General features: G+C 64.8%; 16 protein-coding genes. 9 read left to right on the top strand and 7 right to left on the bottom strand.

The genetic code is table 11. From position 1 onward, the window contains the following. Positions 1-36: 36 nt before the first annotated feature. Together JNE37_RS03395 and JNE37_RS03390 are read right to left on the bottom strand one after the other, a co-directional pair. Complete coding sequence (locus tag JNE37_RS03395; protein ID WP_203065305.1) at positions 37-2,217, bottom strand: malate synthase G; 2,181 nt, start codon at positions 2,215-2,217, stop codon at positions 37-39. Positions 2,218-2,283: 66 nt separating this feature from the next. Beyond that, on the bottom strand, positions 2,284-3,708 hold the full coding sequence (locus tag JNE37_RS03390) for an ABC transporter substrate-binding protein (RefSeq protein ID WP_035031459.1): 1,425 nt from the start codon (positions 3,706-3,708) through the stop codon (positions 2,284-2,286). 402 nt (positions 3,709-4,110) lie between these two features. On the opposite strand from JNE37_RS03390, the gene JNE37_RS03385 reads away from it, so the two are divergent. After that, positions 4,111-5,043, top strand: coding sequence for a sugar phosphate isomerase/epimerase family protein (locus JNE37_RS03385; RefSeq protein WP_203065304.1), 933 nt, complete (start codon positions 4,111-4,113; stop codon positions 5,041-5,043). Continuing rightward, the gene (locus JNE37_RS03380; RefSeq protein ID WP_203065303.1) at positions 5,040-6,512 is read left to right on the top strand and encodes an amidohydrolase family protein; all 1,473 of its coding nucleotides are present in this window, start codon (positions 5,040-5,042) and stop codon (positions 6,510-6,512) included. Before JNE37_RS03385 ends, JNE37_RS03380 begins: the two co-directional genes overlap by 4 nt. A 2-nt stretch (positions 6,513-6,514) precedes the next feature. Here the strand turns inward: JNE37_RS03380 and JNE37_RS03375 are convergent, their stop codons facing one another. Continuing rightward, positions 6,515-7,699: a M24 family metallopeptidase gene (locus JNE37_RS03375; protein WP_035089895.1), complete on the bottom strand. Its 1,185-nt coding sequence runs from the start codon at positions 7,697-7,699 to the stop codon at positions 6,515-6,517. Positions 7,700-7,834: 135 nt separating this feature from the next. Between JNE37_RS03375 and puuE the strand changes: the two genes are divergently transcribed. Beyond that, complete coding sequence (puuE, locus tag JNE37_RS03370; RefSeq protein ID WP_203065302.1) at positions 7,835-9,244, top strand: allantoinase PuuE; 1,410 nt, start codon at positions 7,835-7,837, stop codon at positions 9,242-9,244. Between the two features lie 42 nt (positions 9,245-9,286). Here the strand turns inward: puuE and JNE37_RS03365 are convergent, their stop codons facing one another. The 3 genes from JNE37_RS03365 to JNE37_RS03355 form a co-directional block, all read right to left on the bottom strand. Next, a complete protein-coding gene (locus JNE37_RS03365) occupies positions 9,287-9,997 on the bottom strand; it encodes a GntR family transcriptional regulator (protein WP_160176261.1) in 711 nt (236 codons plus the stop codon). Between the two features lie 192 nt (positions 9,998-10,189). Beyond that, positions 10,190-10,900 (bottom strand): GntR family transcriptional regulator, encoded by a 711-nt coding sequence (locus JNE37_RS03360; RefSeq protein ID WP_035031478.1) that lies wholly within the window; start codon positions 10,898-10,900, stop codon positions 10,190-10,192. An 80-nt stretch (positions 10,901-10,980) separates the two neighbouring features. Then, the gene (locus JNE37_RS03355; protein ID WP_203065301.1) at positions 10,981-11,730 is read right to left on the bottom strand and encodes an aspartate/glutamate racemase family protein; all 750 of its coding nucleotides are present in this window, start codon (positions 11,728-11,730) and stop codon (positions 10,981-10,983) included. A gap of 487 nt (positions 11,731-12,217) precedes the next feature. Between JNE37_RS03355 and JNE37_RS03350 the strand changes: the two genes are divergently transcribed. The 6 genes from JNE37_RS03350 to JNE37_RS03325 all read left to right on the top strand — a co-directional run bounded on the left by JNE37_RS03350 (position 12,218) and on the right by JNE37_RS03325 (position 18,693). After that, complete coding sequence (locus JNE37_RS03350; protein WP_182398152.1) at positions 12,218-13,786, top strand: ABC transporter substrate-binding protein; 1,569 nt, start codon at positions 12,218-12,220, stop codon at positions 13,784-13,786. Between the two features lie 12 nt (positions 13,787-13,798). Beyond that, entirely contained in the window at positions 13,799-14,842 is a 1,044-nt protein-coding gene (locus JNE37_RS03345; protein WP_203065300.1) for an ABC transporter permease, read from the top strand. Next, positions 14,839-15,693 (top strand): ABC transporter permease, encoded by an 855-nt coding sequence (locus tag JNE37_RS03340; protein ID WP_035031481.1) that lies wholly within the window; start codon positions 14,839-14,841, stop codon positions 15,691-15,693. Before JNE37_RS03345 ends, JNE37_RS03340 begins: the two co-directional genes overlap by 4 nt. A 7-nt stretch (positions 15,694-15,700) precedes the next feature. Beyond that, the gene (locus tag JNE37_RS03335; RefSeq protein WP_246513485.1) at positions 15,701-16,711 is read left to right on the top strand and encodes an ABC transporter ATP-binding protein; all 1,011 of its coding nucleotides are present in this window, start codon (positions 15,701-15,703) and stop codon (positions 16,709-16,711) included. Between the two features lie 3 nt (positions 16,712-16,714). Further along, positions 16,715-17,536: an ATP-binding cassette domain-containing protein gene (locus tag JNE37_RS03330; RefSeq protein ID WP_035089889.1), complete on the top strand. Its 822-nt coding sequence runs from the start codon at positions 16,715-16,717 to the stop codon at positions 17,534-17,536. Between the two features lie 125 nt (positions 17,537-17,661). Then, positions 17,662-18,693: a Gfo/Idh/MocA family protein gene (locus JNE37_RS03325; RefSeq protein WP_203065299.1), complete on the top strand. Its 1,032-nt coding sequence runs from the start codon at positions 17,662-17,664 to the stop codon at positions 18,691-18,693. A gap of 772 nt (positions 18,694-19,465) precedes the next feature. On the opposite strand, the gene JNE37_RS03320 is transcribed toward JNE37_RS03325, so the two are convergent. Then, a complete protein-coding gene (locus JNE37_RS03320) occupies positions 19,466-20,185 on the bottom strand; it encodes a helix-turn-helix transcriptional regulator (RefSeq protein WP_052152100.1) in 720 nt (239 codons plus the stop codon). Positions 20,186-20,284 lie beyond the last annotated feature (99 nt).

Here is a 20,284-nt window from a genome sequence, read left to right as displayed (position 1 = left end):
GGAGAGGTCAGGAGGGGCTAGCCCCCTCCTTGCTCCTTATGCCTGCGCCTTGGCCTCCCGCCGGCGAGCCGTCAAAATGTGCTCGGTATAGCCGTTCGGCTGCACGCGACCCTTGAACACCAGGTCCTCGGCCGCCTTGAACGCCGGGCCGTCGAAGCCCGGGGCCATCGGACGGTAGCCCTTCGTGCCGGCATTCTGCCCGTCCACGACCTCGGCCATGCGGCGCATGGTGTCGCGCACCTGCTCCTCGCCGACCACGCCGTGGTGCAGCCAGTTGGCCACGTGCTGGCTGCTGATGCGCAGCGTCGCACGATCTTCCATCAGGCGCACATTGTGGATGTCGGGAACCGTCGAGCAGCCCACGCCCTGGTCGACCCAGCGCACGACATAGCCGAGCAGGCCCTGGAGATTGTTCTCCAGCTCGTCGTTCACTTCCTCGTCCGAGTAGTTCTTGGTCGCCACCGGAATGGTCAGCAGGTCGCCGAGTGCCGCGCGAGCCTTGCCGCGAAGCTGCTCCTGGATGCTGGCCACTTCCACCGTGTGGTAGTGCATGGAATGGAGCGTCGCCGCCGTCGGCGTCGGCACCCAGGCCGTGCTGGCGCCGGCCTTGGGATGACCCGCCTTCTGGGCCGCGAGGTCCGCCATCTGGTCGGGGGCAGCCCACATGCCCTTGCCGATCTGCGCGCGGCCGGGGAGGTTGCGGGCAATGCCCACGTCCACATTGTTGTCCTCATAGGCCTTGATCCAGGCCGTAGCCTTCATCTCGGACTTGCGGACCATCGGTCCGGCTTCCATCGAGGTGTGGATCTCGTCGCCCGTACGGTCGAGGAACCCGGTATTGATGAACACCGTGCGGTCGCGAACCTTCGAGAGGCACGCGGCCAGGTTCGCCGACGTACGGCGTTCCTCGTCCATCACGCCGATCTTCATGGTGTAGCGCGGCAGGCCCGTCAGCTCTTCGATGCGCTTGAAGAGCGCGTCCGAGAGGCCGACTTCGTCCGGCCCGTGCATCTTGGGCTTCACGATATAGACCGAGCCGGTGCGGCTGTTGTGCACGGCGTTCTCGCCGCGAATGTCCTGCACGGCGCTGGCCACGGTGATGGCCGCATCGAGAATGGCCTCGGGCACCTGCTGGCCGGCTTCGTCGAGCACCGCATCGGTGAACATGTGGTGGCCCACATTGCGCGCCAGCATCAGCGAACGGCCGTGAATGGTGATGCTCTCGCCACCCGGCGCCGTATAGGTGCGGTCGCCGGTGAGACGCCGCTCGATGGTCTTGCCGTTCTTTTCGACCTGCGCCGAAAGCGTGCCGCTCATCAGGCCCAGCCAGTTGCGATAGGCCGCGACCTTGTCCTCGGCATCGACCGCCGCCACGGCATCCTCGAGATCCATGATGGTCGAGATCGCCGATTCCACCACGACGTCGGAAATGCCGGCCTTGTCGAGCTGCCCCACCGGGCTTTCGCGGTCGATGACCAGCTCGATATGCAGGCGGTTGTTGACCAGCAGCACCTTGGTCGGCGCATGGCGCGGACCGGTAAAGCCGGCCAGCTTGTTGTCGTCCTTGAGGCGCGTCTTGCGCCCGTCGGCCAGCGTCACTTCCAGCCGGCCGCGCTCGATGGCATAGCCCGTGACGTCGGCATGGCTGGCGGCAACCAGCGGCGCGGCTTCATCGAGCAGCGTGCGCACGCGGGCGATCACGCGCTCGGCGCGCACCGGGTTGAAGGCGCCACTGCGCGTCGCGCCATTGTCATCGGCAATCGCGTCGGTGCCGTAGAGCGCGTCATAGAGGCTGCCCCAGCGCGCGTTGGCGGCATTGAGGGCATAGCGGGCATTGGAGACCGGAACCACGAGCTGCGGGCCGGCAATGGTGCCGATTTCCGCGTCCACGTTCTTGGTCGCCACCTGGTAGGCGTCGGGCGCCGGCACCGGCTGCAGATAGCCGATCTCGCGCAGGAACGCCTCGTAGTCGGCCGCATCGTGCGGCTTGCCCTTGCGGTCGAGGTGGTAGGCGTCAATCTTGGCCTGCATGTCGTCGCGAATGGCCAGCAGCTCGTGATGGCGCGGGGCCAGGTCGCGAATGATCGAGGCGAGCCCTTCCCAGAAGGCGGCAGGCTCCAGGCGGGCGCTGGGCAGGACTTCCTTGTCCACGAATGCGCGCAGTGCGGGATGGACTGAGAGGCCGGCAACGCTTTCATAATTGCTGGGCTTGGTCACGGGCTAGGGCTCCTTGAACGGTCGAAAAGGGGTGGCCAGGCGATGGGGGCGCCTGGCCACCTGAGGTTAGCGGTACTTTGCCAGCAGGCGGTCGATCTTGCCTGCTGCGTCGGTGAGGGTTGCCTGCGGATCGGCACCCAGTGCGATGTCCTTCACTGCCGGGTTCATGGCATTGAAATAGTCGAAATAGCCAGCGGTACGCGGTGCGCCATGTGAAACTGTCGACAGTTTTGCTGCGAGCTGGAACGGCTGGAGCGTCTTGAACTCCTCCATCTCGTTACGCAGCGAGTAGCGGGCCGGCAGCGAACCCCAGGCGCGGTGGAAGGCGATGCGGTTCGGATTGTTGCAGATATAGCCGAGCAGCGCCGCTGCTTCCGGCTGGTACTTGGACTTGGACCAGATGAGCGGGGAGTCCGAGCTGTTGGAGGTGAAGACGAACTTGCCGCGCGGCGTGGTCGTCGTGCCCCAGCGGAAGCCCGGATTGCCGTTCGGCCCGAGGAAGCGCATGGCGTAGTTTAGGCCGCCGAAATAGGTCGCGGCCAAGCCGCCTGGATACTGGTTCGGCACGGCGCCGAGCGGGGTCAGCTTGCGCGAGAACATGGCCTGGTAATTGGTCATGCCCAGCACAGCTTCGGGCGTATCGATATAGCCCGTGGCGCTGCGTCCGTCCTCGCTCACGCCCATCAGGGTCTTGTAGGCCGAGGAATCTTTGGGCGCATTGGCATCGCCCTGCGAGCGGATCCAGATGGCTTCGAGCTGGGTATAGTTCGAGCCCGGCCCGCCATTGCCCGATGCGGCAGCGGCCACGGCCCAGGTCTGGGTGTCGCCGGCGGCGCGCAGCTTCTTGGTCAGCTCTTCCATCGTGCCGAGGAATTCCTCGACATTCCAGCCGGCTTCCAGGTCCGTGGATTCCACCGGGGTCGGGATGCCGGCCTTCTCGAAGATGTCGCGGTTGAAATAGAGCATCGTGCCGACCGTTTCCCACGGCAGGCAGTAGACATTGCCGTGCGAGGACGCGGCTTCGAGCAGTGGGGCAGGGAAGTCTTCGAGATAGTCCTTGCTGAAGAACTGCTGCATCGGCACCGAGATCTGGCCGGCATGGTAGGCTTCCGAGAAGTCGGTGCGGCCCATCATGATGTCGGGCGCGTCGCCCGAGGAGACATAAACCTGCATCTTCTTCTGCAGGTCGCCATAAGGCACCTTTTCCTCGGTGATGGTGATGTTGGGATAGGCCGCCGTGAATTCGGCATACGCCTTCTCGATCAGCGCGTTGACCTCGGGCGTGAAGTCCTGGCGCATGAAGCGCAGCGTGATCGGCTGGCTCGTGGGCTCGGGGCCGGTATAGCCACCCAGGTCGAGCTTGTATTTGCCCTGGGCCTTGGCGCCGCCGATCAGCAGGTTCGGCATGGCCAGGCCGGCCACGGCCGCGCTGCCGAGACCCACGAGCATCGACCGGCGCGAAATGCTGTTGTCCAAAATACGCTTCGTCATTCCATCCCTCTCAAGACGACACGCCCGCGCCGTTACCCGGCTTCCAGGGGCCTTCCTGTGATCGCAAACATTGTATCCATTGACAAGCATTTTTTGATACAAGATAGTATCCAAACACTGCGACTGGCGACAATTGAGCCGCCCGTCCGCATGGTGTCGACCCCAGGCAAACCGGGTGTTTCGTTCTTCGTGCGCAGCCCGACTGTCCGGCGGCGCGATCTGGATACAGCTTTAGTCGGAGAGGAGGGCTTCGATGAGGACTGGCGTCGATGGACGCAGTACATGGCAAGCTGCCGGGAATGTCCCCTTCCGCTACGGGCAATCCATTGCCACCACAAGCAAAAGCGTCGCCCATCAGCGGGCGGCATGCATTGAACTCTCTTTCCCCTTTGAGGCTGCTCCATGATCGGTATCATCAAAAGTTCCTTGCCCAACGCCAAGGACCTGACGGCAATCCAGGCCCTGCAGGCCGCCGCCCAGCAAGGCCTCAAGGGGCTGCTCTTCAATTCGCTCTATGACATCAGCCCCACGCTCGACCCGGCCGAGATGAAGGCCGCGCGCGCCGAGGCCGACCGGCTCGGTCTTTTCATCTCCGCCAGCCTTGGCGTCCTCAATCCGGCCCTGCCGTTCCGCGGCGCCAAGATCGCCGAAGCCGGCAATGGCGACATGGAGGCCGGTGTCCGCCGTCTCATCAACCTGGCCGCCGATATCGGCATCAAGGACCTCTTCTTCGTCATCGGCATGATCGAGGAGCGCTTCAACGAGAGCCCGAGCTGGCAGGCTCAGCGCGATGCCGTCGCCGATCTCATCACCCGCTGTGCCCCGCTCCTGCGCGAACGCGGCGCGCGCCTCCTCATCAAGACGCATGAGGAAATCACCACCACCGAGATCGTCGAGATGGTCAACAAGGTCGGCCCCGATCTCCTCGGCGTCGCCTACGATCCGGTCAACGTCCTCTGCCGCATGGAAGACCCCGTCGAGGCCGCCCGCCGCGTCGCGCCCTATGCCGCCCAGGTCCATGTCGACGACGCCATCGTCCGCTTCCAGGAAGGCGGCATCCGTCGCTTCCTCGCCCCGCTCGGCGAAGGTGAGCTCGATTGGGATGCCATCTTCGCTCTCATGCCCAAGGCCAATGTCTGGGTCGAAATGCATAGCGGTCAGTTCGCCATGCCGGTCTTCGATGCTGCCTGGCTCCGCCAGCAGCCGGGCATCGCGCTCACCGAATATGCCTCGGTCCTCGCCATGGCCGCCAAGTTCGGCGCCCGCGAAATGCCCTGGGACCAGGCCCGCCCCGCCGACCGCCTGCCGCAGGCTTACGGAAAGCTCCTCAAATGAGCGATCTGCTGCTGCTCCACGGCACGGTCATCACCGTCGACCGTGATCGGCGCGTCATCGAGGATGGCGCCGTCGCCATCTCCGGCGACAAGATCGTCGAGGTCGGCACCTCTGCCGATCTCGAGCCGCGCCATGTGGGCAAGAAGGTCATCGATTGCCGCGGCAGGCTCGTCATCCCGGGCATCGTCGATGCCCACGGGCATGCCGGCCACTCGCTGATCAAGACCATCGCCACCGACAGCCCCTCCGTCTGGATGCGCGTCGTCACGGCGGCCTATTACCACTACACCACCCGCGATTTCTGGTACGCCGATGGCCTCGTCTCGGGCATCGAGCGCCTGCGCGCCGGCGTCACCACCGGCGCCAGCATCATCGCCTCCATGCCGCGCAGCGACGATCCGATGTTCGGCATCAACCATGCCAAGGCCTATACCGAGGTCGGCATCAAGGAGATCCTCTGCGTCGGTCCGGCCGGTCAGCCCTGGCCGCACCCCGTCACGCGCTGGGAAACCGGCAAGCCGGTGCGCCACCAGGTCTCCTTCGAGCAGATGATCGAGGGCACCGAGGCCGTCATCGAGGCCGTCCATGGCAGCGCCGACGGCCGCATCAAGGTCTATCTCACGCCCTTCACCATCGTCCCCTCGGTCGACCCCTCCAATCCCACCACGCCCGATAAGGCCGTCAACCTTACGGCTGACGACCGCATGCAGGCGCGTCGCGTCCGCGAGACCGCCCGCAAATGGGGCGTGCGCATTCACTCTGATGCCTTTGCCGGCCAGATCCGCATGGCTTTCCAGGATAAGGAAAACATGCTGCTGGGGCCCGATATCCACCTTCAGCACTGCATCGGCATCTCGCATGAGGAGGTTGATATCCTCGCCGAGACCGGCACGCACATGACCCATTCCCCGGGCGGGCGTGCGCCGATCCTCGACATGATCTCCAAGGGCGTCAACGTCGCCATCACCTCCGATGGCACCTCGCCGCGTCGCCCCTTCGACATGTTCCAGATGGCGCGCATGGCCCAGTTTGCCCAGCACATGCTGCAGGTCGATCAATACCTGCTGCCCCCCGGCAAGCTGCTCGAAATGATCACCATCGATGCCGCCAGGGCGCTCGGCCTCGATCACGAGATCGGCTCGCTCGAAGCCGGCAAGCAGGCTGACGTCGCCATCCTCGACCTGCGCCAGCCGCACCTGACGCCCAACTGGATGCCGGTCCATCGCCTCATGTACCAGGCCATCGGCAGCGACGTCGAAACCGTCATCGTCGACGGCAAGGTGCTGATGGAGGACCGCAAGGTCCTCACTACCAACGTCATCGACGCCCTCGATTTCGGCGAACGCGAAGCCCGCGCCCTCGTCGAGCGCGCCGGCCTGCGCGAGCACATGCACAATCCGGGCTGGGGTAAGCTCAGCCGCACCTTCACCGAACCGGTGGTGCCGCCCGCACCGCCTGCGGTCGACTGACCTCAGGCGAGGACAGCCAGCCCGCGCGGATACCTGGTCAGCCACTCCGCTCCCGTCTCGGTCACCACCGCAGCGTCCCCTGCGCAAACGTGGCCGAGACCGGGCAGGTTGTAATTGGGGTGAATCTCGACCACCTGCCCAACCCGCAGCTTCGGCCCGCTCACATCCAGCTTCTTGTCGCGCCCGGCCCCTAGCGCATAGGCCAGCGGCGGATCGCTGTAGTCGAGCCCCAACTGGTGGCAGGACTGGAAGCGGAAGGGGTCGGTCTGCCGCGTATAGGGGCAATTGGCGTCGATCAGGCTTTCCAGCACATCGCTGATCTCGTGCGCCGGTCGCCCCGGCGCCATCACCGCCAGCGCCGCATCCTGGATCCTGAGCAGTGTATCCACCGCCTCGACCAGGGCAGGGGAGGGCTCCCCGAGAATGGCCATGCGCAACCCCTGCGTGAAGTGACCCTCCACGCAAACCGTCGTGCCCAACTGCACCCGGTCGCCCTTCTCGATGGTCCTGGCCAGCTCGAAATATTCAAAGCTCGTGATCGGCGGATTTGGCCCCACCGCCAGCCAGAGCTTGGCGCTCTCCGCCCCCTGGTCGCGCCCGGCATATTCCACCGCCGCCATCAGCCGCGAGGGCGTCATCCCCGGCTCGAGCGCCGCCTCGAAGGCCCGCGCGATCATGATGTCCGAAATGCGCGAGGCCTCGCGCTGGAACTCCACATCGGCCGGGTCGACCACGGCCCGCAATTCATGCACCGCCGCATCGATATCAATCAGCCGCGGCAGGTGCGCGGCGAGGCTGCGTTCCACCCGCACCGGCAGGTCTGGTCGGCCCGCCAGCCCGATCGGCGCGTCCTCGCGGATGCCGCGCTCCTTGAGTGCCTCGACGATCCCGCTGCCGAAATCCCCCGCCTGCCGCACCTCGGCAATGTCGGAAACCCGCGCCGTCAACATGCGCTTCTCGTTCGATCCCGGCCCGAAGGCGATCGGCTTCCCCTTGGCGGGAATGAGCAGCGCCATCGGCCCGTTGAACGTCGAATAGCCCAGGAAATACGAGGTGTTGCCCCCGCTCTGGCCGGCGCCGCCCGCACGCGAGGCCGAGCAGAGCACCAGCGCGGCAAGGCCGCGTTCGGCCGCAAGCTCCCTCGCTCTTTCGATCCTCTCCTCCAGCACTGCCCGCGAAACGGCCATCCTCACGTCTCCTTTAGATCGGATACAATAGATAGTGATTATGTATCATAAAATGGATTGAGCAAGGTCCAATTCTATGGGAAGACCAAGGGAAGCGAAAGCGCTCAAGGCGCTGCCCATAGCAGGAGAATTCCCATGCGTTACCCCCGCGATATGCGTGGATACGGCGCTAACCCGCCCAACGCCAATTGGCCCGGCGGCGCCAACGTCGCCGTCCAGTTCGTCCTCAACTACGAAGAGGGCGGGGAGAACAATATCCTGCATGGCGATGCTGCCTCGGAAGCCTTCCTCTCCGAAATCCCGGGCGCGGCGCCCTGGCCGGGCCTGCGTCATTGGAACATGGAGTCGGTTTATGAATATGGCGCCCGCGCCGGCTTCTGGCGCCTCCATCGCCTCTTCACCGACCTTGCCGTCCCCGTAACCGTCTACGGCGTCGCCACCGCGCTCCTGCGCGCGCCCGAGCATTTGCGCGCCATGCAGGAAGCCGATTGGGAAATAGCCAGCCACGGCTACAAATGGGTCGAGCACAAGGACATGCCGGCCGAAACCGAGCGCACCCAGATCGCCGAGGCCATCCGCCTGCACACCCTCGCCACCGGCAGCCGCCCCACCGGCTGGTACACCGGCCGCTGCTCGGTCAACACCGTCGATCTCGTTTCGGAAGCCGGCGGCTTCGAATACGTCTCGGACACCTACGACGACGATCTGCCCTATTGGCGCGAGCACAAGGGCAATACCCAGCTCATCATTCCCTACACGCTCGAAGCCAACGACATGCGTTTCGGCACGCCCAACGGCTTCAATTCCGGCGATCAGTTCTACGCCTACCTCAAGGACACCTTCGACTACCTCTACGCCGAGGGCGCCGCCGGCCGGCCGAAGATGTTCTCCATCGGCCTCCATTGCCGCCTCGTCGGCCGCCCCGGCCGCATCGCCGCGCTCAAGCGCTTCATCGAATATGTGCAGGGCCACGACAAGGTCTGGATCGCCCGCCGCATCGACATCGCCCGCCATTGGGCCAAGGAGCATCCCTACACCATGCCAAGCATCGTCCCCTCGCAGATGGAAAAGCCGGCCTTCATGGCCAGGTTCGGCGGTATCTTCCGCAATGGCCAGTGGATCGCCGAGCGCGCCTGGGATGGCGAGCTGGGCCCGGCCAATGACAGTCCCTATGGCCTCTTCTTCGCCCTGCGCACCCAGTTCCGCTCCGGCACGGATGACGAGCGGGTCAACGTCCTCAAGGGATATACCGAGCTCAACAATCGTATCTCGGCCGCCCGCATCGTCGAGGACGAAGCCCAGGCCCAGAGCCTCGATGTCATGACCGCCCGCCAGCAGAGCCGCATGCTCGAACTGCTCGATGCCTATGTTGCCAAGTTCGGTTTCGGCGTCATCTTCGCGGTGCGCGACTACACCACGGCTTCGCTCCTGGCGTCGCTCGAAGCCCGCACCGCCAGCACGCGTGATGAAGAACTGCCCGTCGCCTATCGCGAGGTCGAGCGCCTGGCCCAGCTCCAGGTCGAAGCAGCCTTCGCTGCCGCCTGATTTCGGAGCGGGGCCGGCTACGGCCCCGTTTCCTCCGCGCGTTTACGCGTAGCGGGAGAGGATTTCGCTCAGGTTCCGCTCTGTGCGCTTGGTCTGGCCGATATTGGCCCGCTCGAACACCTGTTGCAGGTGATCGACGATCGCCGCGCCCGCTGCCCGCTCATCGCGCGCCCGCAGGGCCGCCAGCACCGCGGCATGCTCATCCACGCTGCAATCGGATTCCTGGTGCGTCGAATGCTGCGCCAGGATCAGCGACGTGCGCGAAATCAGCGATTTGAGGAAGCCGGCCAGCACTTCGTTGCCCGACATATGCGCCGCCAGCAGATGGAACTCGCCCGACAGCAGGATCGCCGCCGCATGGTCATGCGCGTCCGAGGTTGCATGTTCCTTCTCGAGATGGTTCTCGAGCGCTGCAACCTGCTTGTCGGTGATGGTGGTGGCGAGCTTGGAGAAGATCTCGCGCTCGATGGCATTGCGCGCCTCGAACACCTGCCGCGCCTCGTCCGGCGTCGTGCTGGCGACGAACGCCCCACGATTCTGCCGGAATTCGACCAGCGACTCGGTATGGAGCCGGTTGAGCGCCGCCCGCACGATCGTGCGGCTCACCGAGAACAGCGAACCGATCGCTTCCTCGCTCAGCTTCGTGCCGGGCATCAGCTCCTGGGCAAGGATGGCCTTGAAAAGAGCCTGGTAGATCGCGTCGATGCGCGAGCCGCTCTTGTCCTCAAACTCCTTGGTGGATGCCTTGGCCATGCCCCATAAATCCATTCAATGATGCACCGCCCACATGCATCGTGCTTAAAAGTTCCTCAACTCGTTTGCCTTGCCGGGGGCGCGAAGACAAGAAAAATACGATTCGTGCCGCCGTTTTGAGACGGATTCCCAGGAAGATCGCTGCAACCGGTTGCTTTGGCGCCGCCGTCGACTGGATACAGTCGGCCCGACTCAGGAATATTGCGCCAGCACTTCCTGGAGCCCGCGCACCGGGCGGCGCGTATCGAGCAGGTTCGAGCGCGCCAGCACGTGCTGCAGGTGCTCGACGATGGCCTCCGCCGCTGCGCCGGTATCGCGCTGCCGCAGCGCTTCTACGATCGAGAGATGCTCGTCCACGCTGCAATCGGATTCCTCATGCCGCCCATGCTGGGCCAGGATCAGCGAGGTGCGCGAGATCAGCGACTTGAGGAACCCGACGAAGACGTCGTTCCCCGCCATGCGCGCGGCCAGCAGGTGGAATTCGCCTGAAAGCAGGATCGCCGCCGGGTTGTCTTCGTCCCCGCTCGCGTCGCGCTCTTTCTCGATATGGTCGGCCAGCGCCGTGAGCTGCTGGTCGGTAATGCTCTCGGCCAGCCGCGAGATCACTTCGCGCTCGATGCAATTGCGCGCCTCGAACACCTGGCGCGATTCCTCGATGCTCGGGCTGGCCACGAACGCACCGCGGTTCTGTTTGAACTCGACCAGCGATTCCGTGTGCAACCTGTTGAGCGCCGCCCGCACGATCGTGCGGCTCGCATCGAAATAGGAACCGATCGTCTCTTCCGAGAGCTTGGTGCCCGGCAGCAGGTCCTGGGCCAGGATGGCGCGCGAGAGCGCGTTGTAGATCAGGTCGATACGCGGTGTGGCAGCCTTGCTGGAAGCCTTGCGGGCGCTTGGTGACATGGGAAAACTCGCGCCTGGATTGGATCAAATATGCGTTGATGTTGAATGCACCCTGCGCAATCGCAAGGCATTCGGGCCCATCAGTGCGCGTTCCCTACCTGCAACGGCACTTCGGTCGGGCCCGAAAAGGCTTCGGTCAGGGCGGCGGAAAGTCCGGTCGTTTCGCCGCGCGAACCGTCGGAAGGGAAATGGCGCCCTTCGGTGGCCAGGGTCATCGCCTTGCGTACGCCGGCCCGATGCGGGTCGAGCACCGGCACCGGTGACAATGCGATCACGCGGGGCAGGGTAGGGATCAGTCCCGCGCCGCCCAGCACGATCCGGCTGGCGCCCGTCTCGCGAGCGCGCGCCGAAAGATATTCGGCAATGCCGTCCGCATCGTCGCCTGCCTGTTCCACCGAATAGACGCCGGCCACGCGATGGGAGAGGCCGAGCTTCTGGATGAGTTCGGTCAGCATCTCGCACCAGACCACGCCCTTGGTGGCCACGATGAAATTGCCGTGCTCCGATGCCGCAGCCAGCAGGCCCGCCTCGGCAAAGCCGATCACCGGAATGCCGGTCATCTCGACCAGCGCGTCGAGGCCGGGGTCGCCGAAGCATCCCAGGATGATGGCGTCCGGTGCCGCGCCATCGGCGATCGCCCGCGCTGCTGCGTCGAGTACGGCATGCGCCGCGATGGCGACTGCCGCACGCGAGGAGATATAGCGAAATCCGAAATTGGCGGTGATGGTCGTGACCTCGGCCCGCTTGCCGGCCTCTTCGCGCACCAGCGCGTCGATGCTGTGCGATACCCGCTGCGAAGTATTGGGATTGATTACGAGCAAGCGCGGCATTGCATGGTCCTCAAGGGCTAAGGCCGGGATGTCGGCAGCGGCTACCCTCCTCACCGCATCGGTTGCCTGGCGGGCCCGCGCCGATGGGGGCGCCAAGTCGCAGCAATCTCGCCAACATCAATGCGGTAACACTGTATCAGATCACATGTCAATTTGTATCCAACAAAGTTTTTGAGCCTGCACCCAACCTGTTGCGTCTTTGACAACCCGCACGCGCGCGAGAACCGATAAAAATTCGCCGCATCCTGCCGCCCGCGCCATAAACGTTTTTGTCATCGACCCCAGCGATCCCGGCTTTCCACGAGCTCTGGCGTCGAATGTAACCAATTGAACCAAATGCGTATTTACGAGCAGGCCTGCGCGGGTTCATCACGAATTCACAGCACTGCAATTTTTTGTATCCACTACACTCAAGATCGGATACAAAAAGGTTGGGAAGTGTCTTGCACGACAGGCGGGACTAAAACCGAACAAGGGAGATAAAGCTATGCAAAGCCTCTTCTCGGCAGCTCAAAAGCGCCGCGGGCTCATGGGTACGGTCGGGGTCATTTCGCTGGCCGCCGCAATCGGTCTTGGCGCGCTGACGCCGGCCATCGCCGCCGACCGCGCCCACACCATCATCGTGGGCATGGGTGGCCAGATCAACACGCTCGATCCGCTGCGTGCCGACTACAACCAGACCAACACCATCATCAGCGCCGTCTACGATACCCTCGTCACCTATGACGAGACGACGCTCGTGGGCAGCCTCGCCACCGAATTCGCCTACGCGGACGATGCCAAGTCGATCACCTTCACCCTGCGCCCGGACGTCAAGTTCCATGACGGCACCGTGCTCACCGCCAAGGATGTCGCCTATTCGCTCGATCGCCTGAAGCGCCTGGGCACCGGCGTCGCTTCGCTGATCGATGGCTACGAATCCACCACCGTCACCGACGACACCCACCTAACCATCAACCTCAACAAGCCGAACACGCTGTTCCTGCCCTCGCTGAGCAAGATCTACATCGTGAACTCGGCCCTGGTTGAGGCCAACAAGGGCGCCGATGACGGTCAGGGCTGGCTCCAGGCCCATGACGCCGGTTCGGGCCCCTATGTCCTGGGCGACCAGTCGCAGGCCGTCGTCATTGACCTCTTCAAGGATTACTGGGCGCCCGAAGCCGGCCGTCCGGAATCGATCGTCTTCCGCCGCATTGATGAAGGCGCCACCCGCGTGGCCGAGCTGCGCGCCGGCAATGTCGACGTCGGCTTCTCCATCCCCGATCGCGACGCGGCGGGCATGGCCACCGATCCGTCCCTCAAGGTCGTGCCGATCAATACCAGCTACCAGGCCGAGATCGTCTTCAACACCCAGGCCGGCCCGACTGCCGATCCCAAGGTGCGCCAGGCCCTGCGCCTGATCTATGACTACGAAGGTGGCCTGCGCGGCATTCGCGGCAACAACGGTGCGCTGGCCAATGGCCCGCTCCCGGCTCGCCTCAACTGCCGTCCCGACCTGCCGGTCGTCCATCGCGATCTCGATCAGGCCAAGAAGCTCCTCGAAGAGGCTGGTGCGCTCAACACCACCTTCAAGATGAACTTCCAGCCCGTCTTCGAGCTGCAGAAGCAGGAAGCGACGCTCTTCCAGTCGAACGCCCGCGAAATCGGGCTCAATATCGAGCTCGAGCCGATCGCCTTCCCGAACTACCTGGCTGCCCTCAAGGACACCGCGACCATCCCCTCCATGATGCTGCTCGAAGATTTCGCGCAGTTCCCCGATCCGGGCATCATGCTGATCAAGGGCTACAAGTCCGATGCCGTCGGCACCAACCGCGCCGGCTATTCGAACCCCGAAGTCGACAAGCTCCTGGACGAAGCCGTCGCGACGGCCGACGACACGAAGCGCTGCGACATCTATAAGCAGGTGCAGACCATTCTCGATAAGGACTCGGTGATGGTGGACATGTATGGCGTCTACAAGCCTGCGGTCTACCGCGTCGGCACCCTTGCCGATCTCAAGGCCAGCATGCTGGCCACGCCCGCCGAGCCGGCCGACTTCCGTCTCGCCAACCCGTAAGGGAGGCCCACTATGCTAGCGTTTCGCGCCTATTCCTGGTTCCTGGCCCGACGACTTGGGCTCACCATATTGACGCTGTGGGGACTGGCTTCGCTGGTCTTCATCATGATCAAGCTGATGCCCGGCGATGAGGCCCAGATGGCCGCGGGCGCGGACGCTTCAGCCGCCCAGATCGAGGCGGTTCGCGAAAGACTGGGGCTCGATGCCCCAGTCATCATCCAGTATTTCGGCTTCCTCGGTCGTCTGCTTCGCGGCGACCTGGGTACCTCCATCGTTACCCTCCAGCCCGTGCTCAACGACCTCGAAAAGGTCTTGCCCTCGACGCTGGAACTCGTCTTCCTCGCCATGCTCCTCAACCTGGCGATCGCCATTCCCACCGGCATCGTCGCGGCCAACCGCCAGGGTGGTGTCTTCGATACCGTCTGCCGCGTCACCGCCGTGATGCTGGGCGGCATGCCCGCCTTCTGGCTGGCGCTCGTGCTGCAATACCTGCTCGGCAGCGTCTGGCGCATCGTGCCGATCTCGGGGCAGGCTTCCTTCGGCATGGCCGCCCCGGCCGTCACCGGTGCCACCGCGATCGATGCGATCATCGCTCTAAATGGTCCGGCCTTCCTCGATGCCCTCCACCACCTGATCCTGCCGGCCGCCGTGCTCGCGGCCCTGTTCGCGACCCAGGTGTTCCGTACCCTGCGCGCGTCGCTCCTCGGCGTGCTGCGCAGCGATTTCATCACCGCCATCCGCGCCAAGGGCGCATCCTCGCGCCGCATGCTGGTCGGGCACGCTTTGCCCAACAGCCTCAATCCGGTGCTGACCCTTTCCGGCACCCAGGCCGGCGCCATGATCGGTTCGGCCGTGCTGGTTGAAACCGTCTTCGCCCGCCAGGGCATCGGCGCCTACATGTTCAACGCCGTCGCCCAGAAGGACAGCTTCGCCGTCCTCGGCTCGGTCATGTTCATCGGCTCGGTGGTCTGCCTCGTCAATCTCGCCGTCGATATCCTGCAATTGCTGGTCGATCCGCGCATTCGTGCCGCCCAACTCGGGAGCCAGAGCCAATGACCGCGCCCGCCATCTCCGCGCCGGCCGCGCGCCCGCGCCTCAATTTCAGCGCCTTCGAAATCTTTGTGATCACGCTGGTCGTGCTCCTGCTCGCGATCGCGATTTTCGGCCCGCTCGTGGCGCCCAATTCGGTCTACAATTCCGATATCGCCAATTCGCTGATGCCGCCGAGCGCGGACCATTGGTTCGGCACTGACGACCAGGGCCGCGACGTCTTCTGGCGCCTTATCGTCGGCGCCCAGACCACGCTTCTCTCGGCCTTCCTCGTCGTCACGCTCTATTCCATCATCGGCGTTACCATCGCCACGGTCGCTGCGGCCGGTCCGCGCTGGCTCGATGAAGGCCTCATGCGCATGACCGATATCGGCCTGGCGCTCCCCGGCATGGTCGTCGCCCTCGGCTTCGCCGCCGCCATGGGGCCCAGCCTCCAGTCCGCCGTCATCGCCATGGCCATCACCGGCTGGCCCATCACCGCCCGCATGCTGCGCGGCATCATGCGCCAGACCATGGAAGCCCAGTTCGTTGCCGGTGCCCAGGTGCTCGGCGTCTCCCGCTGGCGTCTGATGACCAGGCACGTGCTCCCCAATTCGCTCGACGTGCTCATCGTCAAATGGGCCGGCGATATCGGCACCACGGTTCTGGTCCTCGCCAGCCTGTCCTTCATCGGCGTGGGCGCCCAGCCGCCGAGCGCCGAATGGGGCGCCACCATCGCCAGCGCCCGCGGCTTCGTGTCGACCGCCTGGTGGACCGTCGTGGCGCCCGGCGCTGCCGTCGCCATCACCTCCATCGCCTTTGGTCTCCTCGGCGACATCATCCAGGTTCGTCGCGATCCGTCACTGAGGGGGAACTGAGATGCAAATGCTGCACCCCATGCCCGACGCTCCCATGCCCAAGCCGAAACGCGCGCCGCTCGTGACCGCCCAGGGACTGACGGTCGACATGCCGCTCGGTCGCGGCGCTGCCAATGTGCGCATCGTGGACAACATCGATTTCTCCATCGGGGTCGGCGAGCGCGTCGCCCTGGTGGGCGAGTCGGGATCGGGCAAATCGCTGACAGCCCGCGCCCTGATGCGCCTCGACCGGCTAGCTCGCTTGTCGGGGCGCATCGATTTCGACGGCACTGACCTGCTCAAGCTCCCCGAGCGCGAGATGACCCGCTATCGCGGCGATTCCATCGCCATGGTCTTCCAGGACCCGATGAGCTTCCTCGATCCGCTCATGACTATCGGCGACCAGGTCGCCGAGACCCTGCGCATCCGCGGCGTCGGCCGCACCGAGGCCCGCAAGCGTGCCCTCGCTGTTCTCGATGAACTGGGCGTCGATCGCGCCGCCGAGCGCCTCGATTCCTATCCGCACGAATTCTCCGGCGGCATGCGCCAGCGCGTCGTGCTGGCCATGGCCCTTGTCGGCGAGCCGCGCCTGCTGATCGCGGACGAGCCGACCACCGCGCTCGACGTGCGCGTGCAGGACCAGGTGCTCGATCTGCTCGATGACGTCTCGACCCGCCGCGGCCTCGCCGTGCTCTTCATCACCCACGACCTTGGCGTCGTCGCTGGCTTCGCCGAGCGCGTCATGGTCATGTATTCAGGCCGGATCGTCGAGGATGGCGAGGTCGAAACCGTCTTCGCCCGCCCCAAGCACCCCTATACCCGCGGCCTCATCAAGGCCGTGCCGCGCATCGATCAGGACCTGCACAAGCTCTACGCCATTCCCGGCGCGCCGCCCCCGCCGCTGGCCCGGCCGAGCGGCTGCCCCTTCCATCCGCGTTGCAGCGAGGCTTTCGATCGCTGCCGCAGCGAGCTGCCCGTCGTTCTCGATGTCGCCGGCGAGCGCGTTGCCTGCCACCTGCACGATCCGCTGAGGGCCTGAATCATGCTGCTCACCATTGATCGCATCTGCAAATCCTACGCCGCCTTCCCCAATCCGCCGGCGCGCGTGCTCCACGAAGTCTCGTTCGGGGTCAATCACGGCGAGGCCCTTGGCCTCGTCGGCGAATCCGGCTCGGGCAAGTCCACCATCGCCAAGTGTCTCCTCGCGCTCACCCGGCCAGAGGAAGGCTCGATCACCTATGACGGCATCGACGTGGTCAATGCGCGTGGCGAAGATCTGCGCCGCTTCCGCCGCGAAGTGCAGATGGTCTTCCAGGATCCCTATGGCAGCCTCAATCCGCGCATGACCGCCGAGGATCTGATCGGGGAAGGCCTGCTCGTCCACGGCATCGCCAGGAACAGTGTCGAACGCCGCTCCCGCGTGGCCGAGATGATGGAAATGGTCGGCCTCAATCCCGATGACATGGATCGCTATCCGCGCTCCTTCTCGGGCGGCCAGCGCCAGCGTATCGCCATTGCCCGCGCCCTCGTCATCCGCCCGCGCATCCTCGTCTGCGACGAGCCCGTGGCGGCGCTCGACGTGTCGGTCCAGGCCCAGGTCATCAACCTGCTCCAGGACATGCAGCGCAAGCTCAACCTCGCCATCATCTTCGTCGCCCACGATCTCGCCGTCGTGCGCCACCTCTGCGAGAACATCGTGGTGCTGCACAAGGGCAAGGTGGTCGAGCGAGGCTCGCGCGAGCAGATCTTCGGCAATCCGCAGAACCCCTATACCCAGTCGCTCCTGGCTGCCGTCCCCGTGCCCGATCCGGCATTGGGTCGCGCCCGCCGCGAGGCGCGGCACGCCGCCCAGGCGGCCGGCTGATTTTCTCCCCCGGCAGTTCTCCCTGCCTCCCAACGCAGACTTGCGCCCGCTCCTGATAAATGTTTGCCTGCAAAGGCAAATCCAGGGGCGGGCGGTTCTTCGCCCCGGTATCTAGGGAGAAGTTCATGAATACGCTGCGCGTCGGCCTGGTTGGCCTGGGCATGGCTGTCCAACCCCACGCGCAGGCTCTGCTCGAGCTCCGCGACGAAGTCGAAGTCCTCGCCTGCTACAGCCCCACCGCAAGCCGCCGCCAGGCCTTTGCCGAGCGCTACGGCCTGCCCGTCGTCGCTGATCTCGATGCGGTCATGGCCAACCCGGCCATCGATGCCGTCCTCATCCTGACCCCGCCCGCCAGCCACCTCGACCTCGTGAGGTCCGCGACCGCCCACGGCAAGCACATCCTCCTCGAAAAGCCGCTCGATCTCACCACCGCCCGAGCCGAAGAGATTGTTGCCCTTGCTGACAAGGCGCAGGTCAAGCTCGCCATCGTCCTGCAGAACCGCTTCCGTCCCGCCAGCCTCGCCCTCGCCGAGATTATCGCCGAGGGCCGGTTGGGCAGCCTCATCTCCGCCTCCGCCCGCCTCGATAACTGGCGCCCGCAGAGCTATTACGACGAACCCGGCCGCGGCACGCTCGCCCGCGACGGCGGCGGCGTGCTGATGACCCAGGCCATCCACACCCTCGATCTTCTGCTGTCCTACACCGGCCTGCCCGACGAGCTCGCCGGCTACGCCGCGACCAGCCCCGTCCACCACATGGAAAGCGAAGACATCGCCGCCTGCGTCATGCACTTCGCCAACGGCGCCATGGGCACGATCAGCGCCACCACCTGCGCCTATCCGGGCCTGCCCGAGCGCATCGAACTCATCGGCTCGAGGGGCACAGCGATCCTCACCGGCGCCGAACTCAAGGCCCATTTCCACGACGGCACCACCGTTTCCGCCGGTGACCCCAATGCCGGCAGCGGAGCAGGGGCCCAGATCATGGGTTTCGGCCACACCCTCCACAAAGCCCTCATCACCGACTTCGCCACCGCAATCCGCGAAAACCGCTCCCCCAAAATCACCGGCCACGCCGCCCTGCGCGCCCACGACCTAATCGACGCCATCCTCGCCTCCTCCACCGAACGCCGCCCGATCCAGCCCCGCCGGCGGTAGCGCGGGAGGCCAGGTGGCGGCTCTCGCTCCCGCTCACTCGCACTCCACCCCCGCCCCACCACCGAACTTCCCCGGGCGAAGACCCGGGGCCCATTGCCCCGCTCCACCCGAGTGGAGGTATCCGTGGACCCCGGCTCTACGGCCGGGGAAGAACCGGATGGTTGGAGTGATGGTGGAACACTAGCTTGCGGATTTGACATCCACCCGGCTAACCCCGTCGCCTGGACGTCAACCAGGCAGAAAGCCGTCTCCCCCGACCGCCCCCTCTGGCCGCTCACCGCCGAGCCACCCAGGAGCCCCGAGACCCGCCCCAATCACCGCACTTCCCCGGACTTGATCCGGGGCCTATTGCGCCTCTCCATTCGAGTGGAGCCATCCGTGGGCCCCGGCTCTACGGCCGGGGAAGATTCGGGTGGTTTGGAGTGATGGTGGAACGCTAGCTCGCAGATTTGGCGACCACTCGGCTAACCCGGCTGCCTAAGTCAGCCACGCAGAAAGCCGCCGCCTCCAACCCGCCCCTCCGACCGCTCACCGCCGAGCCACCCCGGAAGCCCCCAGAGCCCACCCCACCCCTTACTTCCCCGGGCGAAGACCCGGGGCCTATTGCACCCCTCCACCCGAGTGGAGATATCCATGACCCAGGTTCGTTGACCGAGAAAGCGGTATGCACAATCCATTCGGCGAAGAGCCTGCCGCCTGCCGCCCCACCACCGATCAAACCTAAAAAGCAACGCCGCACCAGCCCTCAGCCAGCGCGGCGCCAGTTTCCGCCTCACAGCGTAATCAGATTATTCCGCAGCGCCTTGGCTACCGTATGCGTGCGGTTCACCGTCCCCAGCTTGCGCGCTGCATTCTCGAAATGCTGGTCCACCGTGCGCTTGGTCAGTCCCAATATGTCCGCGATATCGTCCGAGGTCTTCCCCAGCGCGGCCCAGCGCAGTGTCTCCTGCTCGCGGGCGGTAAGCCTGAGCGTCTGCGCGCGGTCGGTGATCGTGTGGCATAGCTCGCCCACGCGGGCATGCAGCACCAGCCCCAGGATTTCGAGCTCCAGCTTCTCCTTAGGCCCGAACCGCGAGCGCTCCCCGGCAAAGGTCACGCTTCCGCGCAACCCTTCGAAGCCGCGCACCGGCATGCTCATGCCGTTGGGCATGCCGAACTCGCTCGCTTCCGAATAGATGCGCTTGACGATCGGCGCCTGGTCCCGCAGCGACAGCGTTTCTTCCCAGATGAACGGTGTCGTCGTGCGCAGGCAGAACTGCGCCAGCGGATCGAGCAGGAAGTAATCGCGCTCGGCATAGAGCCGAAGGAATTCACTCGATATATTGGAGAGTGGAACGAATTCTGTCGTTTCCATGCCGTTTTGTGCCACGAAGGCTACGGCGAACTTGTCGACTTCGTGTCGTTGTATGAATTTTTCGGTGATTTCAGAAATCACCTGCAAATTGCCGCTTGATTGTATGGCCAGCGCGGCGGCCATGACACTCTCGTCCATTGGTACCCCCACTTACCTTCAAAACATAGTCTTAACGGCCCCCAAGGGAGGTCGAAAAGAATCGTATTCGGTAAAAATACCAATGAGAATGGGGAAAAA

The sequence above is a fragment of the Paradevosia shaoguanensis genome, assembly GCF_016801025.1.
In the GTDB taxonomy this organism is placed as follows: Bacteria; Pseudomonadota; Alphaproteobacteria; order Rhizobiales; family Devosiaceae; genus Paradevosia; species Paradevosia shaoguanensis.
The sequence above is the reverse complement of the archived record's forward strand: the minus strand, read 5'-3'. Positions and strand labels throughout refer to the sequence as shown.

Bases quoted from the DNA above. Each gene is read 5' to 3' on its own strand.
- JNE37_RS03390 (WP_035031459.1), bottom strand. From the start codon at position 3,708: ATGACGAAGCGTATTTTGGACAACAGCATTTCGCGCCGGTCGATGCTC.
- JNE37_RS03385 (WP_203065304.1), top strand. From the start codon at position 4,111: ATGATCGGTATCATCAAAAGTTCCTTGCCCAACGCCAAGGACCTGACG.
- JNE37_RS03380 (WP_203065303.1), top strand. From the start codon at position 5,040: ATGAGCGATCTGCTGCTGCTCCACGGCACGGTCATCACCGTCGACCGT.
- JNE37_RS03375 (WP_035089895.1), bottom strand. From the start codon at position 7,699: ATGGCCGTTTCGCGGGCAGTGCTGGAGGAGAGGATCGAAAGAGCGAGG.
- puuE (WP_203065302.1), top strand. From the start codon at position 7,835: ATGCGTTACCCCCGCGATATGCGTGGATACGGCGCTAACCCGCCCAAC.
- JNE37_RS03365 (WP_160176261.1), bottom strand. From the start codon at position 9,997: ATGGCCAAGGCATCCACCAAGGAGTTTGAGGACAAGAGCGGCTCGCGC.
- JNE37_RS03360 (WP_035031478.1), bottom strand. From the start codon at position 10,900: ATGTCACCAAGCGCCCGCAAGGCTTCCAGCAAGGCTGCCACACCGCGT.
- JNE37_RS03355 (WP_203065301.1), bottom strand. From the start codon at position 11,730: ATGCCGCGCTTGCTCGTAATCAATCCCAATACTTCGCAGCGGGTATCG.
- JNE37_RS03350 (WP_182398152.1), top strand. From the start codon at position 12,218: ATGCAAAGCCTCTTCTCGGCAGCTCAAAAGCGCCGCGGGCTCATGGGT.
- JNE37_RS03345 (WP_203065300.1), top strand. From the start codon at position 13,799: ATGCTAGCGTTTCGCGCCTATTCCTGGTTCCTGGCCCGACGACTTGGG.
- JNE37_RS03340 (WP_035031481.1), top strand. From the start codon at position 14,839: ATGACCGCGCCCGCCATCTCCGCGCCGGCCGCGCGCCCGCGCCTCAAT.
- JNE37_RS03335 (WP_246513485.1), top strand. From the start codon at position 15,701: ATGCTGCACCCCATGCCCGACGCTCCCATGCCCAAGCCGAAACGCGCG.
- JNE37_RS03330 (WP_035089889.1), top strand. From the start codon at position 16,715: ATGCTGCTCACCATTGATCGCATCTGCAAATCCTACGCCGCCTTCCCC.
- JNE37_RS03325 (WP_203065299.1), top strand. From the start codon at position 17,662: ATGAATACGCTGCGCGTCGGCCTGGTTGGCCTGGGCATGGCTGTCCAA.
- JNE37_RS03320 (WP_052152100.1), bottom strand. From the start codon at position 20,185: ATGGACGAGAGTGTCATGGCCGCCGCGCTGGCCATACAATCAAGCGGC.